General features: G+C 42.0%; 17 protein-coding genes and 1 pseudogene. 10 read left to right on the top strand and 8 right to left on the bottom strand.

All coding sequences use genetic code 11. The annotated features are described in order from the left end of the window. Nucleotides 1–123: 123 nt before the first annotated feature. From AC6IZ0_RS08250 to AC6IZ0_RS08240, 3 genes are all read right to left on the bottom strand, one after another. Nucleotides 124–1,503 (bottom strand): IS4 family transposase, encoded by a 1,380-nt coding sequence (locus tag AC6IZ0_RS08250; protein WP_497725758.1) that lies wholly within the window; start codon nucleotides 1,501–1,503, stop codon nucleotides 124–126. A gap of 276 nt (nucleotides 1,504–1,779) precedes the next feature. After that, nucleotides 1,780–2,916 (bottom strand): glycosyltransferase family 4 protein, encoded by a 1,137-nt coding sequence (locus tag AC6IZ0_RS08245; RefSeq protein WP_497725757.1) that lies wholly within the window; start codon nucleotides 2,914–2,916, stop codon nucleotides 1,780–1,782. Between the two features lie 206 nt (nucleotides 2,917–3,122). Further along, complete coding sequence (locus AC6IZ0_RS08240) at nucleotides 3,123–4,277, bottom strand: NAD-dependent epimerase/dehydratase family protein (RefSeq protein ID WP_497725756.1); 1,155 nt, start codon at nucleotides 4,275–4,277, stop codon at nucleotides 3,123–3,125. A 346-nt stretch (nucleotides 4,278–4,623) separates the two neighbouring features. On the opposite strand from AC6IZ0_RS08240, the gene AC6IZ0_RS08235 reads away from it, so the two are divergent. From AC6IZ0_RS08235 to AC6IZ0_RS08195, 9 genes and pseudogenes are all read left to right on the top strand, one after another. Next, nucleotides 4,624–4,968 carry a slr0373 family blue light stress response protein gene (locus AC6IZ0_RS08235; RefSeq protein WP_271733830.1) on the top strand — a complete coding sequence of 115 codons (345 nt, stop codon included), beginning with the start codon at nucleotides 4,624–4,626 and terminating at the stop codon, nucleotides 4,966–4,968. Between the two features lie 93 nt (nucleotides 4,969–5,061). After that, nucleotides 5,062–6,573: a stress-responsive protein Ycf46 gene (gene ycf46 / locus AC6IZ0_RS08230; protein WP_271733831.1), complete on the top strand. Its 1,512-nt coding sequence runs from the start codon at nucleotides 5,062–5,064 to the stop codon at nucleotides 6,571–6,573. Nucleotides 6,574–6,714: 141 nt separating this feature from the next. Then, nucleotides 6,715–7,065, top strand: coding sequence for a DUF1257 domain-containing protein (locus AC6IZ0_RS08225; RefSeq protein WP_089090590.1), 351 nt, complete (start codon nucleotides 6,715–6,717; stop codon nucleotides 7,063–7,065). A gap of 96 nt (nucleotides 7,066–7,161) precedes the next feature. Beyond that, nucleotides 7,162–7,866 carry a DUF488 domain-containing protein gene (locus AC6IZ0_RS08220; RefSeq protein WP_497725755.1) on the top strand — a complete coding sequence of 235 codons (705 nt, stop codon included), beginning with the start codon at nucleotides 7,162–7,164 and terminating at the stop codon, nucleotides 7,864–7,866. Then, complete coding sequence (locus tag AC6IZ0_RS08215; RefSeq protein WP_497725754.1) at nucleotides 7,850–8,299, top strand: DUF488 domain-containing protein; 450 nt, start codon at nucleotides 7,850–7,852, stop codon at nucleotides 8,297–8,299. Before AC6IZ0_RS08220 ends, AC6IZ0_RS08215 begins: the two co-directional genes overlap by 17 nt. Nucleotides 8,300–8,335: 36 nt before the next feature. After that, a complete protein-coding gene (locus AC6IZ0_RS08210; RefSeq protein WP_497725753.1) occupies nucleotides 8,336–9,064 on the top strand; it encodes a dual OB domain-containing protein in 729 nt (242 codons plus the stop codon). A 265-nt stretch (nucleotides 9,065–9,329) separates the two neighbouring features. Next, nucleotides 9,330–9,668 carry a helix-turn-helix domain-containing protein gene (locus AC6IZ0_RS08205; protein ID WP_497725752.1) on the top strand — a complete coding sequence of 113 codons (339 nt, stop codon included), beginning with the start codon at nucleotides 9,330–9,332 and terminating at the stop codon, nucleotides 9,666–9,668. A 54-nt stretch (nucleotides 9,669–9,722) separates the two neighbouring features. Continuing rightward, nucleotides 9,723–10,598: pseudogene (locus AC6IZ0_RS08200) on the top strand (IS630 family transposase). Then, nucleotides 10,576–11,118, top strand: a complete 543-nt coding sequence (locus tag AC6IZ0_RS08195) for a hypothetical protein (RefSeq protein ID WP_497725751.1) — start codon at nucleotides 10,576–10,578, stop codon at nucleotides 11,116–11,118. Before AC6IZ0_RS08200 ends, AC6IZ0_RS08195 begins: the two are co-directional and overlap by 23 nt. Before the next feature lie 36 nt (nucleotides 11,119–11,154). Here the strand turns inward: AC6IZ0_RS08195 and AC6IZ0_RS08190 are convergent, their stop codons facing one another. The 4 genes from AC6IZ0_RS08190 to thrB form a co-directional block, all read right to left on the bottom strand. Then, on the bottom strand, nucleotides 11,155–12,141 hold the full coding sequence (locus AC6IZ0_RS08190; RefSeq protein WP_497725750.1) for a DNA-methyltransferase: 987 nt from the start codon (nucleotides 12,139–12,141) through the stop codon (nucleotides 11,155–11,157). A 387-nt stretch (nucleotides 12,142–12,528) separates the two neighbouring features. Then, nucleotides 12,529–14,142: an NAD(P)H-quinone oxidoreductase subunit 4 gene (locus AC6IZ0_RS08185; RefSeq protein WP_497725749.1), complete on the bottom strand. Its 1,614-nt coding sequence runs from the start codon at nucleotides 14,140–14,142 to the stop codon at nucleotides 12,529–12,531. A 248-nt stretch (nucleotides 14,143–14,390) separates the two neighbouring features. Further along, the gene (locus AC6IZ0_RS08180) at nucleotides 14,391–14,903 is read right to left on the bottom strand and encodes a hypothetical protein (protein WP_271733838.1); all 513 of its coding nucleotides are present in this window, start codon (nucleotides 14,901–14,903) and stop codon (nucleotides 14,391–14,393) included. Between the two features lie 6 nt (nucleotides 14,904–14,909). Then, a complete protein-coding gene (thrB, locus tag AC6IZ0_RS08175; protein ID WP_497725748.1) occupies nucleotides 14,910–15,827 on the bottom strand; it encodes a homoserine kinase in 918 nt (305 codons plus the stop codon). Between the two features lie 274 nt (nucleotides 15,828–16,101). On the opposite strand from thrB, the gene AC6IZ0_RS08170 reads away from it, so the two are divergent. Further along, entirely contained in the window at nucleotides 16,102–16,941 is an 840-nt protein-coding gene (locus AC6IZ0_RS08170) for an Rpn family recombination-promoting nuclease/putative transposase (RefSeq protein ID WP_497725747.1), read from the top strand. A gap of 21 nt (nucleotides 16,942–16,962) precedes the next feature. Here AC6IZ0_RS08170 and thrS read toward each other — a convergent pair whose 3' ends face one another. After that, nucleotides 16,963–18,807 (bottom strand): threonine--tRNA ligase, encoded by a 1,845-nt coding sequence (thrS, locus tag AC6IZ0_RS08165; protein ID WP_497725746.1) that lies wholly within the window; start codon nucleotides 18,805–18,807, stop codon nucleotides 16,963–16,965. Nucleotides 18,808–19,007: the final 200 nt, after the last annotated feature.

The following is a 19,007-nucleotide window of genomic DNA, read 5'->3' as shown; positions in this document are numbered from 1 at the left end:
TAGAGATGTGCATAGTGGGGAGGATTGACAAAAAAGAATAAGTATGGACATTGAGAAAACCCAACAGGTGATTGAGTTTTTGAATACAGGGGCGAGGGGCTACCCCTCCGCCATAGGCGATCGCTAAATATCAAGATGAGATGGGGAATCGGAGTGAAGTAATTGCCAAGTAGCAGCAATATCGTGTAAGCGTCGTAGCCCACGCCAAATGGTTTTCACACCCGGTTCACCATCACCTTTGCGACCCAAAAAACCACCAAGAGTGGCAATCATTCGCACAGCATCATGCAAAGAAGGTGGCTGGTCTGGAGGAATAGGATTTTTGTTGATAGTGGCACATAAGGACTGCCATTCACTGTTTTCCAAAACAACATCACAAGGTAAATCAGGATGAACTCGTGCTTGATAAGTAAGCCATAACAATCGCCAAGCGACAATAGTATAAGTGGCTAGTGCCATGTGAATTCGGTCAGCAGTTTCCAGTTGTAATTTCTCGATGCCACAGCCACTTTTTAATGTGTAATGATAACGTTCTATCAACCAACGGTAAGTGTACCATTGAACACAACATGCAGCATCTTCTAGACTGTTAATTTCTAAGCTAGTAATTAATAACCAACTAATGGGATTTGTTCCTGGAGGTGGATTTTCCTCTTCTGCCAAAATTACTTGTAACCTGACAGGTTTTAGCTGTAAACGTCCAATATGGTGTAATGGTACTTGAATATCAAAACTCGTGAACCTAATTGTCAGTCTCGCCTGTCTGGAACTATGTTCTGGAGACCGTTTGACTTCTACAGTCACTGTTCCAGATGCTTCGATTTGACGAATGGCAAGATGTAGATATTTGCCACAATGGTCTACTTTACGATTATGAGTCCCACGAATTAGTAAGTGTGATTTTTCTCGACGTTGCTGGCTAAAAAGGTCAAATATATCCGCTTCTGAGTCACATATTGTTATTACTTCAATTTCTGAGGGAATCAAATTTTGTGTAGTCTGCAACCCATCCAACCAACGTTGACTTTCTTTTTCTTTTGTCTCTCGTTGACGACGTTTTTTAGCAATACCTAAATTCTCTTGTTCTCTTGCCCATACTTGCTGCTCAATAATTCCTAACGGTACTCCATTACTTGTGGCTGCAAGTGTTGAATGTACTTTTAATCCTGATGATTTTCTGTGGTCAAGATAACCTACTCCTTTTGTGGCTGGGTGCGATGTCAAATCTATGTTTGTTGTATCTTGTATTGCCAATACTATCTCATGTTTTTTGATTCTTTCTATGGTGCTGGATGTGTGGGCAGCACCAATATCACTTGCTTGAAAATGTGGTGATTTCCAAAAATTATATGCCGCCTTTGTTGCTGCTATATTTCCACAAGCAAGTGGTACACTACTATCTGGTTGTGCTGCTAAATCTTCTACTATCCTGATTAACCGCTTGTTTCGACGTGCATCCCCTAAGTTTACCTGTGCCAATTCTTTCGCTGCCCACTTTTCCATGATGCCATTACCCACTCTCCTCTTTCAAAACTATAGCCATCAAGGCTTTCACTGTGATGTTAAGTCTTTTGTTTAATTGTTAAGAAAAATGTGGGTAATGCATAGCCTTACAAGGGGAGGGTTAGGGAGGGGTCAAATAATATTCGATACACTAATCATGACTTGACAAACATCCTCTAAGTCTCTAAAGAGGACAGATGAAATAACAATCCCCGTCACCAAGGGTGCGGGGAGTCTCAAAGCAGTTTTCATGGAGGGGGTTATACAAATGTCTATTTAGGCTACTTTTGTCATTTTTTCCGAGAAAAGCACCTTTTGATAGTAATCTTGTAGCTGACCTGTGGCAGCTGACCAGCCCCATTTTTCTGCCTCTCTACGGGCGTTGTGACGGATGACATCTCGTTCTTGCTTGTGTTGTAGGAGGCGGACAGTGGCATTAATGGCATCTTCAACATCTGCTGTGGGGTCAAAAAGATAGCCATTGAGGCCATCTGTAACAATATCAGGAATTCCCCCAGAACGGGCTGCTACTACCGGACAACCAGCGGCCATTGCTTCTAGTAGCACCAGACCTAGTGTTTCTGTGCGAGAGGGAAAAATAAAGGCATCAGCGCTAGCAAAGGCAGAACCTAATTCTGGCCCCATGAGATATCCCACAAAATGGGTGGGAGTGTCGGCAAAATGTTTTTCTAATTCTTGACGGTGGGGACCATCACCTACCAATGCCAATCGAGCATCGGGAATTGCTGCTAATATGGGCTTGATGCGCTCAATTTCCTTTTCGGCGGAAAGACGACCGACATAGAGTAGCAAGGGACTGTCTGGGTGATTTTCAGACAGACGCGATCGCATGACCCCAGTAGCTAAATTAGGATGAAATAATTCTGTATCTACACCTCTTTGCCAGATATTGACCCGTTCGATACCATGTCCTGTGAGTTCTGTCATCATCGCCGTAGAGGTACAAAGATTCAAAGCGGCTTGATTATGAGCACCTTTGAGCAATTCCCACAGCAGCCCTTCTAGCATTCCCAATCCGTAATGCTGGAGGTATTGAGGTAAATGGGTATGGTAGGAGGCTACTAATGGTATTTTGAGGATCTTGCTATAAAAAATTCCCGCCAGTCCTAAGACAGCTGGATTAACCACATGAATAATATCTGGCTGAAATTCTTCTAAAGCAGAACCAATGGCGGGACGGGGTAAGGCCATTTTTAGCTCTGGATACAATGGCAGCGGAAAACCACTCACGCCGTAAACTTGAGCTCCTTTGTGTTCGGTGATGCCGCCATCAGGGGCAAACACTAGTACTTGGTCACCACGGCGCTGGAGATGGTCTACAGTATGGCGCAGGCGCGTGACTATGCCGTCAATTTTCGGGAGAAAGGTTTCAGTAAATAGGGCGATTCTCATAAAAACTAAATAAGCAGATAATCCCAGATGCTTTTGGATGGCAATCAATTACCCGGACACTCGGTCTGGTGGGTATAGATACAAATCGTGCATATGCAGGCTTTATGGTCAGTCCGCCCTGCTAGGTAGAAGTGGGCAAGATGCCCACCCTACAAACTATATAGTTGATGCTCAGTCAAAAAGGATGTTTCGCTACAGGCTGAGAATTAATTTCTGTGCCAAGAGACCTTGGGCAGAATTTGCTGGTGATCAACTCGTTTTTGATACTTGACGGCAAAGTTTAATAGAGAATCTAGTAAGGAGTCAGACAGATAGTGCGGCTGTAAACCTAGGTCTAGCAGTTTGGTATTTTTAGCGTTGAAGTAGTGTTCTTCTTTTTCCACTCTGGGGTTATCCAGGTGATTGATGTCTACATTCAGTCCTATGGCATTGCCAGCTTTTTTCACCATTAATGCCAGGTCACCAATGCTGAATAGTTCAGTAAATTGGTTAAATACCCGGAATTCCCCTGGCGCTGCAGGGTTAGCGATCGCTAGTTCAATACATCGTACTGTATCCCGAATATCTAAGAAGCCACGAGTTTGTCCACCTTTACCGTAGACGGTGAGGGGGTGGGCAATGGCAGCTTGGATACAGAAACGATTTAGTGCTGTTCCAAACACTCCATCATAATCAAGACGATTAATTAACATTTCGTCCATTCCCGTTTCTTCGGTGAGAACGCCATAAACTATCCCTTGATTTAGGTCTGTAGCTCTTAATCCCCAGATACGGCAAGCAAAGTTGATATTATGACTATCATGAACTTTGCTCAGGTGGTACATGGAGCCGGGTTGCTTAGGATACGGTAGGGTATCTTTGCGCCCGTTGTGTTCAATTGTGATGTACCCCTCTTCGATGTCGATATTGGGTGTACCATATTCGCCCATTGTTCCCAGTTTTACCATGTGGCAATCTGGGAAATCTTCTCGCATGGCGTAGAGCAGGTTTAATGTGCCGACTACGTTATTGACCTGGGTGAGAACTGCGTGTTCTCGGTCAATCATGGAAAAGGGCGCTGATCGTTGTTCACCAAAATGCACTAGAGCCTGGGGCTCAAATTGGTGTAGAACTTTCTTGAGAAATTCGTAGTTAGTAATATCGCCAATGAATAGGTCGATAGATTTACCTGTCAAATCTTGCCAGCGCTGGAGGCGTTGCTGAATTGGTGCGATGGGAGTTAGAGTTTCCAGACCCAATTCATTATCCCAGTGCCGCCGCACCAAACTATCTAAAATTCCAACTTCATAACCTCGGTTGGAAAGGTAAAGTGCAGTTGCCCAACCGCAATATCCATCACCACCAATAACCAGGACTTTCATCTTCACCAGTTTTTACTCGCTGATAGCTAAATCTATCAGGTTTCTGTACCTTATTCACGATCATTCTTGTAAAAATAGCTGGTTCTGGGTTGGAAATTCATGAGGATGACGGGGATGAGGAGCATTAAGCAATTGAAAATTCACCCTTGAAGTCTTTGACCTCCGGGGATTCCCGCGCCAGAATCCTTCACGTCCAGGCAATGTTGTCGAACAAATGATCATTCTTGACTCATCTATTGTAAATAAACGTAACAAAAATAGCGTTAAAACGCTTTAACGTCTTGACAACTGATAAACCAACCGATAAGGTGATATACATACCCGGGTAAGGCCGTCAAAGAGTTATATGCAAGCTAAGCAAAAGGTTACTTTGTATTTGTCGCCAGAAGTTCACAAAAAACTGAAGATTCGTTCAGCTATTGATTCCGAACCGATGTCTGAACTTGCCGAACGCGCCCTAGTCTTCTACCTAGCTAACTCAGAATTAGTGGAGGAAATTGAAGCTTCTGTGTATGGACGAACACACCGAATTTATTCCTGCCCAGATTGTGACAGTTCATTAGTCTTACGTGATGGAGAACTGATTGCTATGGGTAATCAACCGGGAATAATGAGGGAGCATCTATCTATTGATGAAATGGAAAAAGATGAAACTCATCCCAAGGGTGAGGAAGAATTGGTTCCTTGCTAGGTAAGAATGATGAATGAACAATTCATAATTCTGCTGTTGCCACAACCAAAAAACGATGTCTTTACTGTATAAGGTCTCAAGCAGGTCGATTGTATGAAAGAAGAGCTCAGTATTCTAATTCAAGCTCAATATCCTCTAATCTACCTTGTGACCTCCGAGGAAGAGCGGGCGGAACAGGCAATTTCCACAATCGCCCAAATATTAAAGCCCCAACGCCGCGTATACGTCTGGACAGTAACTCACGGCATCGTGGAATGTGGGCAACCCCGGAACGTCACTCAACACAACACTGTTTCCCCAGAGGCTGCAATTGAGTGGATAATCCGACAGAAAGAACCTGGTATATTTATTCTTAAAGATTTACATCCGTTTATTGATGCGCCGGCCACAACAAGGTCGTTAAGAGATGCGATCGCCAGCTTCAAGGGAATGCAGAAGAACATCATTTTGATGTCACCCATGCAGCAAGTTCCCATTGAACTAGAGAAAGAAGTTGTGGTGATTGACTTCCAATTGCCAGACATGGCGGAGTTAAACAAAGTCTTAACTTACCATTTAGAGCAAAATCGGGGGCGACGACTGACAACCGAGGCGCGAGAAAAGCTTCTCAGAGCCGCTTTAGGTTTAACTAAAGACGAATCTGAGAAAGTATACCGTAAGGCACAAGTAACTACAGGTCGCCTAACGGAAGAGGAAGTAGATATAGTTCTATCAGAGAAAAAGCAACTAATTCGGCGCAATGGTATTTTAGAATACATCGAAGAAGATGCAACCATTGATGCTGTAGGGGGCTTAGAAGAACTAAAAAGGTGGCTCAAACAGCGATCGAATGCCTTCACAGAAAGGGCAAGAGAGTATGGTTTACCTCAACCCAAAGGGATGTTAATTCTTGGTGTTCCTGGTTGCGGTAAGTCGCTAATTGCCAAAACTACCTCCCGACTATGGGGTTTACCATTACTACGCCTAGATATGGGGCGGGTATATGACGGCTCAATGGTGGGAAGAAGTGAAGCAAATTTACGTAATGCCCTAAAAACAGCAGAATCTATCTCTCCAGCGATTCTGTTCATAGACGAGTTAGATAAATCCTTTGCGGGTAGCTCAGGTTCATCTGATTCAGATGGGGGTACATCAAGTAGAATCTTTGGTTCTTTCCTAACATGGATGCAAGATAAAAAATCTCCAGTCTTCGTCATGGCCACTGCTAACCGAGTGGAACGCTTACCAGGAGAATTTTTACGGAAAGGACGTTTTGACGAAATTTTCTTTGTGGATCTGCCCACAACCGAAGAACGCCAGGATATTTACAAAATCCACCTCACCAAGCGTCGTGAAGAAATTTCGCGATTCGATCTTGAGCAATTAGCCAAGATGTCTGACGGCTTCTCGGGGGCAGAAATTGAACAAGCACTTGTGGCGGCAATGTATGAAGCCTTTGCCCAAGACCGCGAGTTCACACAATTAGATATTATTGCTGCACTAAAAGCGACTCTGCCGTTGTCTCGGACGATGCAAGAACAAGTAACAGCCCTGAGAGATTGGGCTAGACAGCGCGCACGACCCGCCGCAGCCTCCGTTGCTGAATATCAGCGCCTGGAGTTTTAAAAGCTTTCCCCTGCTCACCCCGGGGGCAAAGGCTAGCCCAAAAGCTAGCAGCAAAGAGAAAAAGCCGCATTTCCATCAGCGCGGCTTACCGAAAAAAAACCGTTGTCTTTTTTCTCACTCTTCTCACTGGAGGAAACCCAAATGTCTCATTTTAGCACTCTGCGTACCAAAATCACCGATGCTGAAATCCTCAAGTCTTCTTTACGCGACTTAGGTATCAGCGTAAAGACTGAAGCTGATGTTCGTGGTTACAATGGCCAGCGCGTTCGTTCGGACATCGTGGCTGTTTTGGAAGGTGAATATGATCTAGGTTGGTCTCGTAATAGCGATGGTTCCTTTGACCTCATCGCTGACCTGTGGGGCGTTGCTAAGAAGCACAACCAAACCGAGTTAATCAACTCCATCAACCAAAAGTACGCTGTTAACAAAACCTTGTCTGAAGTCAAACAGCGCGGTCTGCAAAACGCCAATGTCAAGTTGGTATTGCAATAAATATTTCTCAGCGCGTTCCCAAAGCTGAACGGGTTAACCACATCATTAGCGGTTAGCCCGCTTTTTTATTCTGGTATTATACTGGTAAATTTGTCCATGACTCTAACAGTATCAGAATTTATGAAAATGTTCACGATTGGACACTCCAATCATTCAATTGAAAATTTTATTGCACTTTTGCAGCAACATGGAATTACTGCTGTAGCAGATGTCCGATCTAGCCCTTATAGCCGCATATTTCCACATTTCAATCAAGCTGCTTTGAAAAAATCCCTCGCAGCTGTAGATATTGCCTATGTCAGGCTGGGTGATAATTTAGGCGCTCGTCCTGATGATCGGATCTGCTATGTAGATGGTATGGCTCGTTATGATTTAATTAGTGCAACAAAAGGTTTTGCAACTGGGTTAAATCGTCTCATCCAAGGTGCTAAACAATATCAAATTACTTTAATGTGTGCTGAAAAAGACCCTATTGTTTGCCATAGAGCTATTTTGGTTTGTCCACATTTGAAAAAGACTAATTTAGAAATCAACCATATTCATAAAAATGGTGATTTAGAATCACATGACTGTTTAGAAGATAGATTATTAAAACAGCATAATTTATCTAATTTTTTGCCTAAAAATAAAAATTATGTTAAACAACTTTCTCTATTTGATACGCAAGCCACAGATACTATAGAAAAACCTTTTACTCGCGAGGAATTAATTCAACGAGCATACCAGCTACAAGCTGAGAAAATAGCCTATGTAGAACACAAATATATGGATACAGAAGATTCTCATGAGCAAGCAAGTTAATCTATTTACTATTGGTTTTACCCAGAAAAAAGCGGAACAATTCTTTGAAACACTTATCAAAGCTGGGGTGAAACGAGTTATTGATACTCGACTGAATAATGTTTCCCAATTGGCTGGCTTTACAAAAAAGAATGACTTGGAGTACTTTCTGGGTAAAATAGCAGAAATTGAATATATTCATATTCTTGATTTAGCTCCAACTAAAGATATTCTGGAGGAATATAAAAAAAACGAAATTAACTGGACAACATATGAAAAAAGGTTCAATGAACTGCTGACACAGAGACAGATTGAGAACAAGGTTAATTTAGACCTTATAGATGAAGCTTGTCTATTGTGTAGTGAAGCAAAACCTCATAATTGCCATCGCAGGTTAGTTGCTGAGTACTTGCAAAGTAAGTTAGACACAGAGATCAAAATTCATCACCTGTAAAAGTAAGCTTGACAGGGTGCAAATCAGGGGGTAAAAATGGCTATTTTTGAAATTATCTGCCTGGCGAAATCTACTAAACATGGTGGAATTTGTATTGCTGGTTTAAAAACTGATGGTTCAGGTTGGCTGCGTCCAGTCTCTAATAAAAGAGATGGTACTTTATATCCAGAACATTACACTCTAAAGGATGGCAGAGAACCTGAACTTTTTGACATTATCAAAATCCCATGTACTAAACCAGAGCCAAAATATCACCAACCCGAAAATTGGATTATTGACCAAAATAAATTATGGTCTATTGGAGGAAGTTGCAACTTATCTCAAGCTCAACAGCTTTTAAATCCAGAGATTAAAAAACACTCTTGTGCTTCTGAACTCTTAGGTAATTCAGGATGTCAGATTGAGTATGAAGACTTGAGAAAATCTAGGGCTGAGTATTCCTTAGCTTTAATTAAGCCCTGTGAAATTCGATGGAAAATTACTAGTTATGAAGGTCGTAAAAAAAGTAGAGCTATTTTTAAACTAAGTAGCAATGAGTATAATTTACCAATTACAGATCCAGTATGGAACTCCCTACTCTTTTCTCTTAAAGAGGGAACATATGACTGTGAGGAAGTGATCGAAGAACTAAGTCTTCAAGACTTTGAACCTAACAAATTTATATTAACTATCAGCTTAGGTGAGCCTTTTGAGGGACGTTGTTACAAGTTGGTTGCAGCAGTTATAAATGCAACAGACGCGAAAAAACGTTTAGGTTCGATGTAATTCAAGGTTGATAGGCTTGTTTAATATCTCACAGCAGCATGATATCTGATTTGACGTAATTATATCTGCTCTATCTGCTCCTAGTCCCATAAACTAAAGTGTTTATTTTACCCGGTAGAGCATCTGAAACTTTTCGCTCCTGATGTTCTCCGCCCCAATATCACTAAATTTGTAACAACTCAGGGAAAACGTACTTTTAGTTAGTTTTCACAGAAGTTTCATTAGCATACGATAAAACCCGAACTTTTAGTACGTTTTAAATTTGATGAAGAGGAACAATTATGAGAAAGCTAAGCAGCTTTTTGGTGAAAGAGTTAAAGCACTTCGTAAAGAAAGAGAAATTACACAGGAGCAGCTTGCAGAGCACATTAATAAGTCTATTGAGCATATTAGCTATATAGAACGTGGCGAACGCGCTCCCTCCTTTGAAACAATTTTAGACATTGCTGAAGCTTTTATAGTATCAGTACCGTACTTAATGAATATCACACACCAGACGGTGGTTAGCACTAACTTTCTTACTCAATTACAAGCCCCAGTCATCATTCCTTCTTCTGTCGAGCCTGTTGAAGAACCAATTATAGCAACCGCCAAGGTAATTTAAGCATAAACTATAAGTAGTCCCTTTTCATGTGAAGCGATCGCTTGCTACAGGTATATGCCCAAGCCGTACAGTTACGACCTTCGTCAAAAAGTAATCCAAGCGATTGAACTCGATGGCTTGAAGAAAACTGAAGCCAGTCAAATGTTTAATATTAGTCGCAACACCATCACCCTATGGTTGAAGCGAAAAACCGAAACGGGGGACTTCCAAGCCTTGCCTAGTAAGCGTCCTGGGAATGGTCACAAAATTACCGATTGGGAAAAATTTCGTGAGTTCGCTTCCGTGCATGGCGATAAAACCCAAGTAGAGATGGCCTCACTTTCGGCCTGAAGAAATTAGCGAGCGCACAATCTCAAGAGCTTTGAAAAAAATTGGTTTTACGCGAAAAAAAAGACTTATGGCTACCGTGAGCGCGATGAGGTTAAACGACAGGCTTTCGTAACGCAGTTGTCTAAGTTACCTGTGGAGAAGATTGTATACCTCGATGAGTCAGGAATGGACAACCGAGACCAGTATGATTACGGTTGGAACTCAAAAGGACAGCGCTTCCATGCACTTAAATCAGGTCGTCGTCAAGGTCGGGTGAACATAATTGCCGCGCTGTGTAACCATCAGCTGATAGCTCCTTTCACTGTTGAGGGTGCGTGTAATCGAATAGTATTTGAGACTTGGCTTGAAGCTTGTTTGCTTCCCACACTCAAACCGGGACAGGTTGTGGTGATGGATAATGCTACATTTCATAAAGGTGGGCGCATTCAACAACTGATTGAGTACGCAGGGTGTGAAGTGTTGTACCTACCACCTTATTCTCCAGACCTGAATCAGATTGAAAAATGTTGGTCTTGGTTAAAAAGTCGAATCCGCAAAAAACTTGAGCAGTTTGATTCTTTACGAGATGCCATTGAGGATGTCTTACTTTTTGCGTCCTAACCTCCTTGGCGGTTGCTATAACACAAATAAAGAACGTCGTTCGGATCTAGAACGACTGCAAACAGCACTTGAAGCTATACAAGAATTGCAAAACCTTGCAAATGAGTATGGTATTAATGATGTTTTTCAAGACAATGGTGGTAAGGTTCTTCAAGTACTTATTTTGCTTGGCTTACGAATATCGCCTGGACGCGAAGGAAACGATGCAATTGATGAGAAAGAAAATGAGTATGAGTTGAAAACAATCAATAGGCTTCTTAGTAGAAGTGTCACTACACATCACCATCTAAATTTGGATATTCTTGCCAAATATCGATCTGTGAAAGCTTGGTATATTGCTGTTTATGAAGGGATAGAATTAAAAGCCATCTACAAGGTTCATCCAAGTTCACTCGAACCTAAGTTCAGCTATTGGGAATCAAGAATACTTGGGGGACTAGAATCTATCAATAACCCTAAAATCCCTCTAGGATTGATTGAGAAAGAAGGTGAACTGGTATATCCCAAAGATAATGATTAACTATCTCAAGGAAAACCTGACACTCTAAACTAAGAATTACAACTCCATAGCTAATTGCTTTGGATTAGTGAGATACATCGGCTCTTGCTGGCGTACAAGATTTTCGTAAAGAGCAAGAGCATTACTTGGATTTTGAACTTTGCTTAAAAAGCGGAATGCTGAAGCAGCAAGATATCCTGAATCTTGTTCAAAAGCTATCCATTTTCTTCCTAGTTCTTCGGCTACAAATCCCGTAGTGTTTGAACCTGCAAATATATCCAAAACTTTATCTCCAGGATCAGTCAAGAATTTAATGAAGAACATTGGCAACTTTTGTGGAAATCTTGCAGGGTGAGGAGATATTGAAATAGATTTACATATTTTAATGTAGTTAGAATTGCTCTCAGTGTTGGGAATTTCTAATAAATTGGAAGGAATTGCACCCCCATTATTAGTAGCAAATTTATTACCAATATCATGACCTGAAGGTCTCCCTTTCGGTGTGTAATACTTTTCAGGATTTGCTTGTAATTTCTTCATACGAGCGGAGTAAGGGACTAAAACATTACTTACATTGGCTTTAGGATGATCAGTTTTTGATAACCACCACACTGTATTTACAGCATCTTTAGCTCGAATCTTTTGCTTGTTAACCCACTCAATTGGTGAGGGTAATTTTGCTGGATTAAACCAGAAAAATTCCTCAGCAAGCCTGAATTCCAGATCATCGCACAGTCTGAGTAGAATTCGATAGTTATGTAGAGATCTAATAGGACGTTTGCTTTGATAAGCTCCACCTAAGTCAATTACAAAGCTTCCAGTTGGAGAGACGACTCTATGAACTTTCTGGCAAAACTCAAACAGCCAATCCACGTATTCTTCTTGCTCAACGTTACCGTAGGTTTTTTTGCGTTGAAGAGCAAATGGTGGTGAAGTTAACACTAAGTCAACTGAATCAGTTTCAAGCTGATCAAGTAGTAAAAGTGAATTGCCGACATATGCTGCGCCATAGTCTGTAAAGTAGAGCGGATTTTGAAGACTCATTATAAACGCACTTAGAGTTAGTTATATACTATAATGCTAAAATGCTCAAATTTAGACATACTCCTTGAAGCTTCAAACCGTTCAGATTCAAGATACTGCAAAAGGCCAAAATAGAAATTATAAAAACAAGTATCTATAACTTTAGACAGACAGCCTCTGAAGCTGACAAAATTCATAAAATTGATCGTCGGTCATGGTAATTGCAGTGGGCAGTTGCAATACTACTGGTATAATTTCTCTGATTATAGGTAAATTAGTGATCATATTACATCAATAACATGTGGGCTGGTTATATTAGCATATAAAAAAATTCAGGGCGGCTATAACACCACCCTATTTCCCCTCATATTTAAAATTTACTGGCAACACCCTTGGTGGGTACGATATTTACTCTGAGATATTAACTAAAGTATCAACTTCAGATGAAGCTAGGGTTGGGGCAGTGAAGAGACGTGAGCACAGACTTACCGGTTGCTGACGAGCGAAAACCGGCAGAACTTGACGCGCATGGGCTGCTACTTCCACTGTTTTGACATCATAAGTCTGGGTAGCCAATTTAGGATATAGACCAATACCGATGATGGGAACCATCAAACAGGCGGTAATAAATAGTTCCCGGGGTTTGATATCAGGGATAACAGCATCTAGATGTAATTCTTCACTTTGCTGGCCGTAGAAAACTTGGCGCAGCATGGATAGTAAATAAATTGGAGTTAAAATTACGCCAACGGCTGATAACAGGATAACTACAATTTTGAAGCTGGAACTGTAAACGTCGCTGGAAGTAATACCCAGGAACACCATCAATTCACCCACAAAGCCACTCATACCGGGTAAAGCCAGAGAAGCCATAGCCCCAATGGTAAACACTGCGAAGGTTCTAGGCATAACCTTAGCTATACCGCCCATTTTGTCCATCATTAAGGTGTGGGTACGTTCGTAAGTGACACCGGATAAGAAGAACAAGCTAGCGGCTATCAATCCGTGAGAAACCATTTGCAGCACAGCACCGCTAATACCAATTTCTGTGTAAGAGGCTATCCCAATTAATACAAATCCCATGTGGGCAATGGAAGAGTAAGCCAAGCGGCGTTTGAGATTTGTTTGGGCAAAGGCACAGCAAGCACCGTACACAATATTTACTACACCTAATATTGCTAAAACTGGGGCAAAATAAACATGGGCATTAGGTAACATTTCCACATTGAAGCGGATGAGTGCATAACCGCCCATTTTTAATAACACACCAGCTAAAATCATAGAACCAGGTGCAGAGGCTTCACCGTGGGCATCAGGTAGCCAAGTATGTAGGGGGAAAATTGGCATCTTGACACCAAAGGCAATGAGGAAACCTGCATAGGTTAACAGTTCTAGAGCTTTAGGGTATTGCTTCATTCCCAGTGTGGCGATGTCGAAGGTGACGGTATCACCTGAGAATGCCATGGCAAAACCGGCGACTAAGATAAATATTGATGCGGCGGCTGTGTAAATAATAAACTTGGTGGCTGCATAACGACGCTTGGGACCTCCCCAGATGGCAATTAGCAGGTACACAGGTACTAACTCTATTTCCCACATGAGGAAGAATAACAGCAAGTCTTGGGCGACAAATACCCCTAGTTGGGCGCTGTACATTACTAACATCAAAGCATAAAACAAGCGCGGCTTGTTTGTGACTTTCCAGGCCGCGAAGATTGCCAGAGTGTTAATTAAGCCTGTTAACAACACCAGGGGCATGGATAGACCATCAACCCCCACTGACCAATTTAAACCTAACTGTGGTATCCAAGAATATTTTTCTACCAGTTGTAGTGTGGGGTTTTGAAAGTCGTAGCTGTACCAAAAGGCATAAATCATTAGGGCAAAGTCGGCTAGGGCAACTCCCAAACCATACCAGCGTACTGTTTTGCCTTCTTTATCTGGGATTAAGGGTATGGCTAAGGCAGCCACCAAGGGCAATAAAATTATGGCTGACAGCCACGGAAATTCAATAGCATTCATCACTTCCGACAATCAATTTACCTTTTTGCTTTTGATTTAATTATATTAAGGAATTTGTAGTTTTGTAAATGTTATTGATCCCTAATACTGGCACTTTCAGCAAGTTATAGGAATAAATACTTACTGAATATTTGCCAAAACAATTCTAGTTGTAAATTTTTGTAACGTCAACACAACATTTAATAAAAAAGGCGGCTGAAGCCACCTTTTTAAGTTAGAATATGATTGTTAAATGGAAACAAGCGACTTTACACAATCCGATTGACAATTGTCCAGACTTCCCCATCTGAGCGGACATGGGGAACTGAGATAGTCTTAAAACCAGTAATAAAAGGCTTGTAGTACACCTGCCAATACAAAGGACTTAAGTAATCAGTGCAAGATTTCAGCTGACGGATTTCTGTGGCTAATTCCCCAGCTAGCTGATTAATGCGTTCAGCATGAACCTGAGCTACCTTTCTAGCTGCTTCTAACTCCTGCTGTGGGGTAAGTTGTTGAGATTTATTTCGGCAACGTTGTAACTCAGCTTGTTTGTATTCTAGCTGTAATTCCAGGGCGGCGATCGCATCATCTATACCCTTGAGTTCCACAGATAATTGGGGATTTTCTCGTGCTTGGCGGCGACAAGCTTCCACCATAGCTGAGGGTGAATCACTCTTGCTAGATAATACATTATTAATAGTCAAGGTAGCCCGTTCTTGCTGGAGCGCTTGAATTTGTGAATTCAGAGTGGTGATTTCTGTATGAATTTGGTCAATCATTGGAGTTTATCCTTGGTAGCTTGCGCCTTGAGTATCTAGAGAAAGCGATCGCACAACTGCTATAATTCCTACCGACTGCCAAGCTGATAACATTGCCGCTTCTACAGACTGGGAATGTAACCTATCTACCAAAGCCAACAATGTCGGCCCAGCACCACTAATCACCATCCCATAAGCACCAGCAGCCAAAGCCGCACCCTTAACAGCATCGTAACCGGGAATCAAAGCTTGACGATAAGGCTGATGTAATCTATCTTGTAAAGCTGCTCTTAACCATTCTCCCTGACCAGTTTGCAAACCGCGCAATAATAACCCTAAATGGGCAGTATTAAAAATTGCATCTGCACGGCTAAATTCAGTCGGTAGAACTTGACGGGCTTCACTAGTAGAAAGCTCAAAATCAGGAATCGCCACCACTGGTATAATATCACTATGCCAAGGAATATCGCAAATTTCCCAACCATCGGCACTGGTAGCCGCCAGACGACATCCCCCCAACAGAGCCGGGACGACATTATCAGGATGTCCCTCCATAGCGATCGCTAATTTCATTACTTCTAACTGACTCAAAGGCGCACCCGCCAACTGATTAGCACCCACTAAACCCCCGACAATGGCTGTCGCTGAACTACCCAAACCCCTAGCCAAAGGTACACCTAGCTCAATTGCCATTTTTACTGGTGGCGGTGTTTGTCCTATATATTCATAGCACTTAACAAAGGCCTGATACAGTAGATTATTGGTATCGGTTTGTACCCGTTCAGCTTCTGCACCTGTAACAGCAATGATGAATTCACCCCCTTCTAGAGGAGTAAAAGTGAACTTGTTGTATAGGGTTAAGGCTGCACCAATACAGTCAAAACCGGGGCCTAAATTGGCAGTTGTAGCGGGAACCTTAACAGTGATAGTAGAAATAACAGACATTTGCAAATACTCACCCAATCAATCCACTAGCATCTCATGTAAAGGGTTGATTTGTTCAAGAGTCTTGCTAATTGGGCAAAAGTATGCTTTACAAGACTTAATATATTACCAAAGATTCACCAGGGAACTAAAATTATCGCAGTTAGTGATCACTTTGAGAAAATCTGGATCATTTACAGTCATGGTTAGCAGCCCTGAGGGGTTAAGATGTAAAAAACTCAGCGATCGCCCTTAAGCAGTCTGTGATCATGGCGCTCATGTAGGAATATCTTTTATGCGCCGAGATTCCATATTTTACCAACTATTTCAACAATTCCCAAGTTTACTATTTGAACTATTGACAAATCCGCCAGTCAATGCGGAAAAATATCGCTTTGATTCGGTAGCTGTCAAAGAACCTAAATTTGAAATTGACGGGGTATTTTTACCACCAGACAATGAAAATCCGGGTGTAGTGTATTTCTGTGAGGTACAATTTCAAAAAGACGAGAAACTCTATGAGAGAGTATTTGCAGAATCCTTATTATATTTCTACCGTAACCGGGAGAGATTTAGGGATTGGCAAGCAGTGATAATTTACCCTTCACGCAGTATTGAACAAAGTAATATTTATCCCCATCGTGGGTTGCTCAATAGTCACCAAGTGCATCGAGTATATTTAGAGGAATTGGGGAATATTCGCCAATTACCCCTATGGGTAGCATTGATGGTACTAACAACTATAGAGCCAGAACAAGCACCATCTGAAGCTAGGTATTTACTAGAGCGTTCCACTTATGAGCAGTCAGAAACCGCCAGTCGTACCATAATTGAATTAGTAACTACAATTATGGTGTACAGGTTTGAAAAATTAAGCCGAAGGGAGGTTGAAACCATGCTAGGAATCACACTCAAAGAAACGCAAGTTTACCGAGAAATTAAGGAAGAAGGTCGAGAAGAGGGAATACAAAGGGAAAGATCCCTAGTCCTGCGACTATTAACTCGCAAGGTGGGGGAATTACCCGAAGATGTGCGCCAGAGTGTGGAAACTTTACCTTTAGAAGAATTAGAGAATCTGGGGGAAGCATTGCTTGATTTTAGCAGCATAGCTGATTTACAGAGGTGGTTAGACTAGGCAGAGCCTAGTCGATGATGGTTAGAAGTTCTCGAACTTAGCGATCGCATTCTTCATTTTATCCACCACCTCATCCACAGGTATAGCCCCCAACTCCCCAGAAGCGCGGGTACGGATACTCAAGCTATGAGATTCAACTTCTTTAGCTCCCACTACAGCCATTACTGGTACTTTGGCTTTCTCAGCATTGCGGATTAACTTACCCAGGCGATCGCCACTGGTATCGACTTCAACCCGGATACCCGCCGCCAGCATTTTCGCCGCCACTTCTTTGCTAAAATCAAGTTGTGCCTCACCCACTGGTAACAATCGAGCTTGTACAGGAGCTAACCACAAGGGGAAATCCCCAGCGTACTCTTCAATTAAAATCCCAATCAAGCGTTCCAGGGAACCAAAAGGCGCACGGTGAATCATCACAGGACGTTTACGGGAACCATCTTCAGCCACATATTCTAAATCAAAGCGTTCTGGTAAATTGTAATCTACCTGAACAGTGCCTAATTGCCATTCTCGTTCCAAGGCATCACTAAAGATAAAATCTAACTTAGGACCATAAAACGCTGCTTCGCCGATTCCCTCAAAGTATTCCATACCCAACTTTTCCACAGCGCGGCGAATTGCCCCTTCGGCTTGCTCCCAAACCTCATTAGAGCCGATATACTTATCACTAGCTGGGTCACGAAAACTAAGTCTAGCCTTAAAATTCTTCAGTTGTAGACTCTTAAACACTGACAGAATCAAATCTACCACATTGAGGAATTCACTATCTAACTGTTCAGGGGTGACAAACAGGTGTGAATCATCCACAGTAAAACCGCGCACCCTTGTTAAACCGCCCAATTCTCCTGATTGTTCATAGCGGTAAACCGTGCCAAACTCTGCTAACCTTATCGGTAATTCCCGGTATGAACGTAATTCACTTTTGTATATTTGGATATGAAAGGGACAATTCATAGGCTTGAGGACGAAGCCTTGTTCTAGTGCTGCTGCTGACTCATCATCAGACATCAGGGGAAACATATCTTCCTTATACTTTTGCCAATGTCCCGAAGTCTTAAATAAATCTACCCTAGCAATATGGGGTGTAACCACAGGTAAATAACCCCGTTTGAGCTGTTCTTGCTTGAGGAAATCTTCTAATGTACTGCGTAACAAAGTACCTTTAGGTGTCCACAAAGGTAAACCCGGCCCTACCTGTTCGGAAAATATAAATAATCCCAGTTCCTTACCTAGTTTACGATGGTCTCGCCGGAGTGCTTCTTCCTTGCGCCGCTTATACTCAGCTAATTGTTCGGGGGTTTCCCACGCAGTAGCATAGATGCGTTGTAACTGTGCCTTGGTTTCATCTCCACGCCAATAAGCCCCGGCCACACTTTCCAATTCTATAGCTTTGGGGTTTAATTCGCCAGTATTTTCCACATGAGGACCAGCGCACAAATCCCACCATTCATCACCCAGATGATAAATTGTAATGGGTTCTTCTTTAATATCTGCCAGGATTTCTAGTTTGTAAGGTTCTTGGATTTGCTCTATTCGTTCTTTAGCTTGTTCGCGACTGACTTGTTCGCGAATTACAGGTAATTTGCGGTTAATAATTTTCACCATCTCTTTTTTGATGGCTTTTAAATCATTTTCGCTAAATGGTTCTGGACTATCGAAGTCGTAGTAAAAACCGTTTTCAATCCACGGTCCAATTGTCACTTGTGCTTTAGGAAACAGCTTTTGTACCGCCATGGCCATGACATGGGAAGCGGTGTGGCGAATCTTCTTTAATTTTTCTGATTCACTGGTCCGGGGTAAATAAATTTTTTCAGGTTGTTCTGACGGAGTGAGAGATGATTTTAGCGACATCGGTTGCTGAACCATGAGCGACGTGATTGTAAAAATATAATTTTAGATAATTAATCAGTATTCCAGAAGCATACAGCACTAGAAAGTGCTGCTTCAAATATAAAGACTTTAATTACCTGTTCTCAGCAACTACAGTTGATGAGGTTTAGGAGTCTGCAGCACCAAGGGGCTGGCGGCCATTGTAATTATAGTTCACAGAACTGATGATTACAGAT

This window comes from Anabaenopsis sp. NIES-4685 (assembly GCF_059725405.1).
Note: the sequence above shows the minus strand (reverse complement) of the source record. Positions and strands in the feature narration are given on the sequence as shown.

Bases quoted from the DNA above. Each gene is read 5' to 3' on its own strand.
- AC6IZ0_RS08215 (WP_497725754.1), top strand. From the start codon at position 7,850: ATGAGCAAGCAAGTTAATCTATTTACTATTGGTTTTACCCAGAAAAAA.
- AC6IZ0_RS08195 (WP_497725751.1), top strand. From the start codon at position 10,576: ATGTCTTACTTTTTGCGTCCTAACCTCCTTGGCGGTTGCTATAACACA.
- AC6IZ0_RS08180 (WP_271733838.1), bottom strand. From the start codon at position 14,903: ATGATTGACCAAATTCATACAGAAATCACCACTCTGAATTCACAAATT.
- AC6IZ0_RS08210 (WP_497725753.1), top strand. From the start codon at position 8,336: ATGGCTATTTTTGAAATTATCTGCCTGGCGAAATCTACTAAACATGGT.
- AC6IZ0_RS08235 (WP_271733830.1), top strand. From the start codon at position 4,624: ATGCAAGCTAAGCAAAAGGTTACTTTGTATTTGTCGCCAGAAGTTCAC.
- AC6IZ0_RS08220 (WP_497725755.1), top strand. From the start codon at position 7,162: ATGACTCTAACAGTATCAGAATTTATGAAAATGTTCACGATTGGACAC.
- AC6IZ0_RS08170 (WP_497725747.1), top strand. From the start codon at position 16,102: ATGCGCCGAGATTCCATATTTTACCAACTATTTCAACAATTCCCAAGT.
- thrB (WP_497725748.1), bottom strand. From the start codon at position 15,827: ATGTCTGTTATTTCTACTATCACTGTTAAGGTTCCCGCTACAACTGCC.
- AC6IZ0_RS08250 (WP_497725758.1), bottom strand. From the start codon at position 1,503: ATGGAAAAGTGGGCAGCGAAAGAATTGGCACAGGTAAACTTAGGGGAT.
- AC6IZ0_RS08240 (WP_497725756.1), bottom strand. From the start codon at position 4,277: ATGAAAGTCCTGGTTATTGGTGGTGATGGATATTGCGGTTGGGCAACT.
- AC6IZ0_RS08225 (WP_089090590.1), top strand. From the start codon at position 6,715: ATGTCTCATTTTAGCACTCTGCGTACCAAAATCACCGATGCTGAAATC.
- AC6IZ0_RS08245 (WP_497725757.1), bottom strand. From the start codon at position 2,916: ATGAGAATCGCCCTATTTACTGAAACCTTTCTCCCGAAAATTGACGGC.
- ycf46 (WP_271733831.1), top strand. From the start codon at position 5,062: ATGAAAGAAGAGCTCAGTATTCTAATTCAAGCTCAATATCCTCTAATC.
- AC6IZ0_RS08205 (WP_497725752.1), top strand. From the start codon at position 9,330: ATGAAGAGGAACAATTATGAGAAAGCTAAGCAGCTTTTTGGTGAAAGA.
- AC6IZ0_RS08190 (WP_497725750.1), bottom strand. From the start codon at position 12,141: ATGAGTCTTCAAAATCCGCTCTACTTTACAGACTATGGCGCAGCATAT.
- AC6IZ0_RS08185 (WP_497725749.1), bottom strand. From the start codon at position 14,142: ATGAATGCTATTGAATTTCCGTGGCTGTCAGCCATAATTTTATTGCCC.
- thrS (WP_497725746.1), bottom strand. From the start codon at position 18,807: ATGGTTCAGCAACCGATGTCGCTAAAATCATCTCTCACTCCGTCAGAA.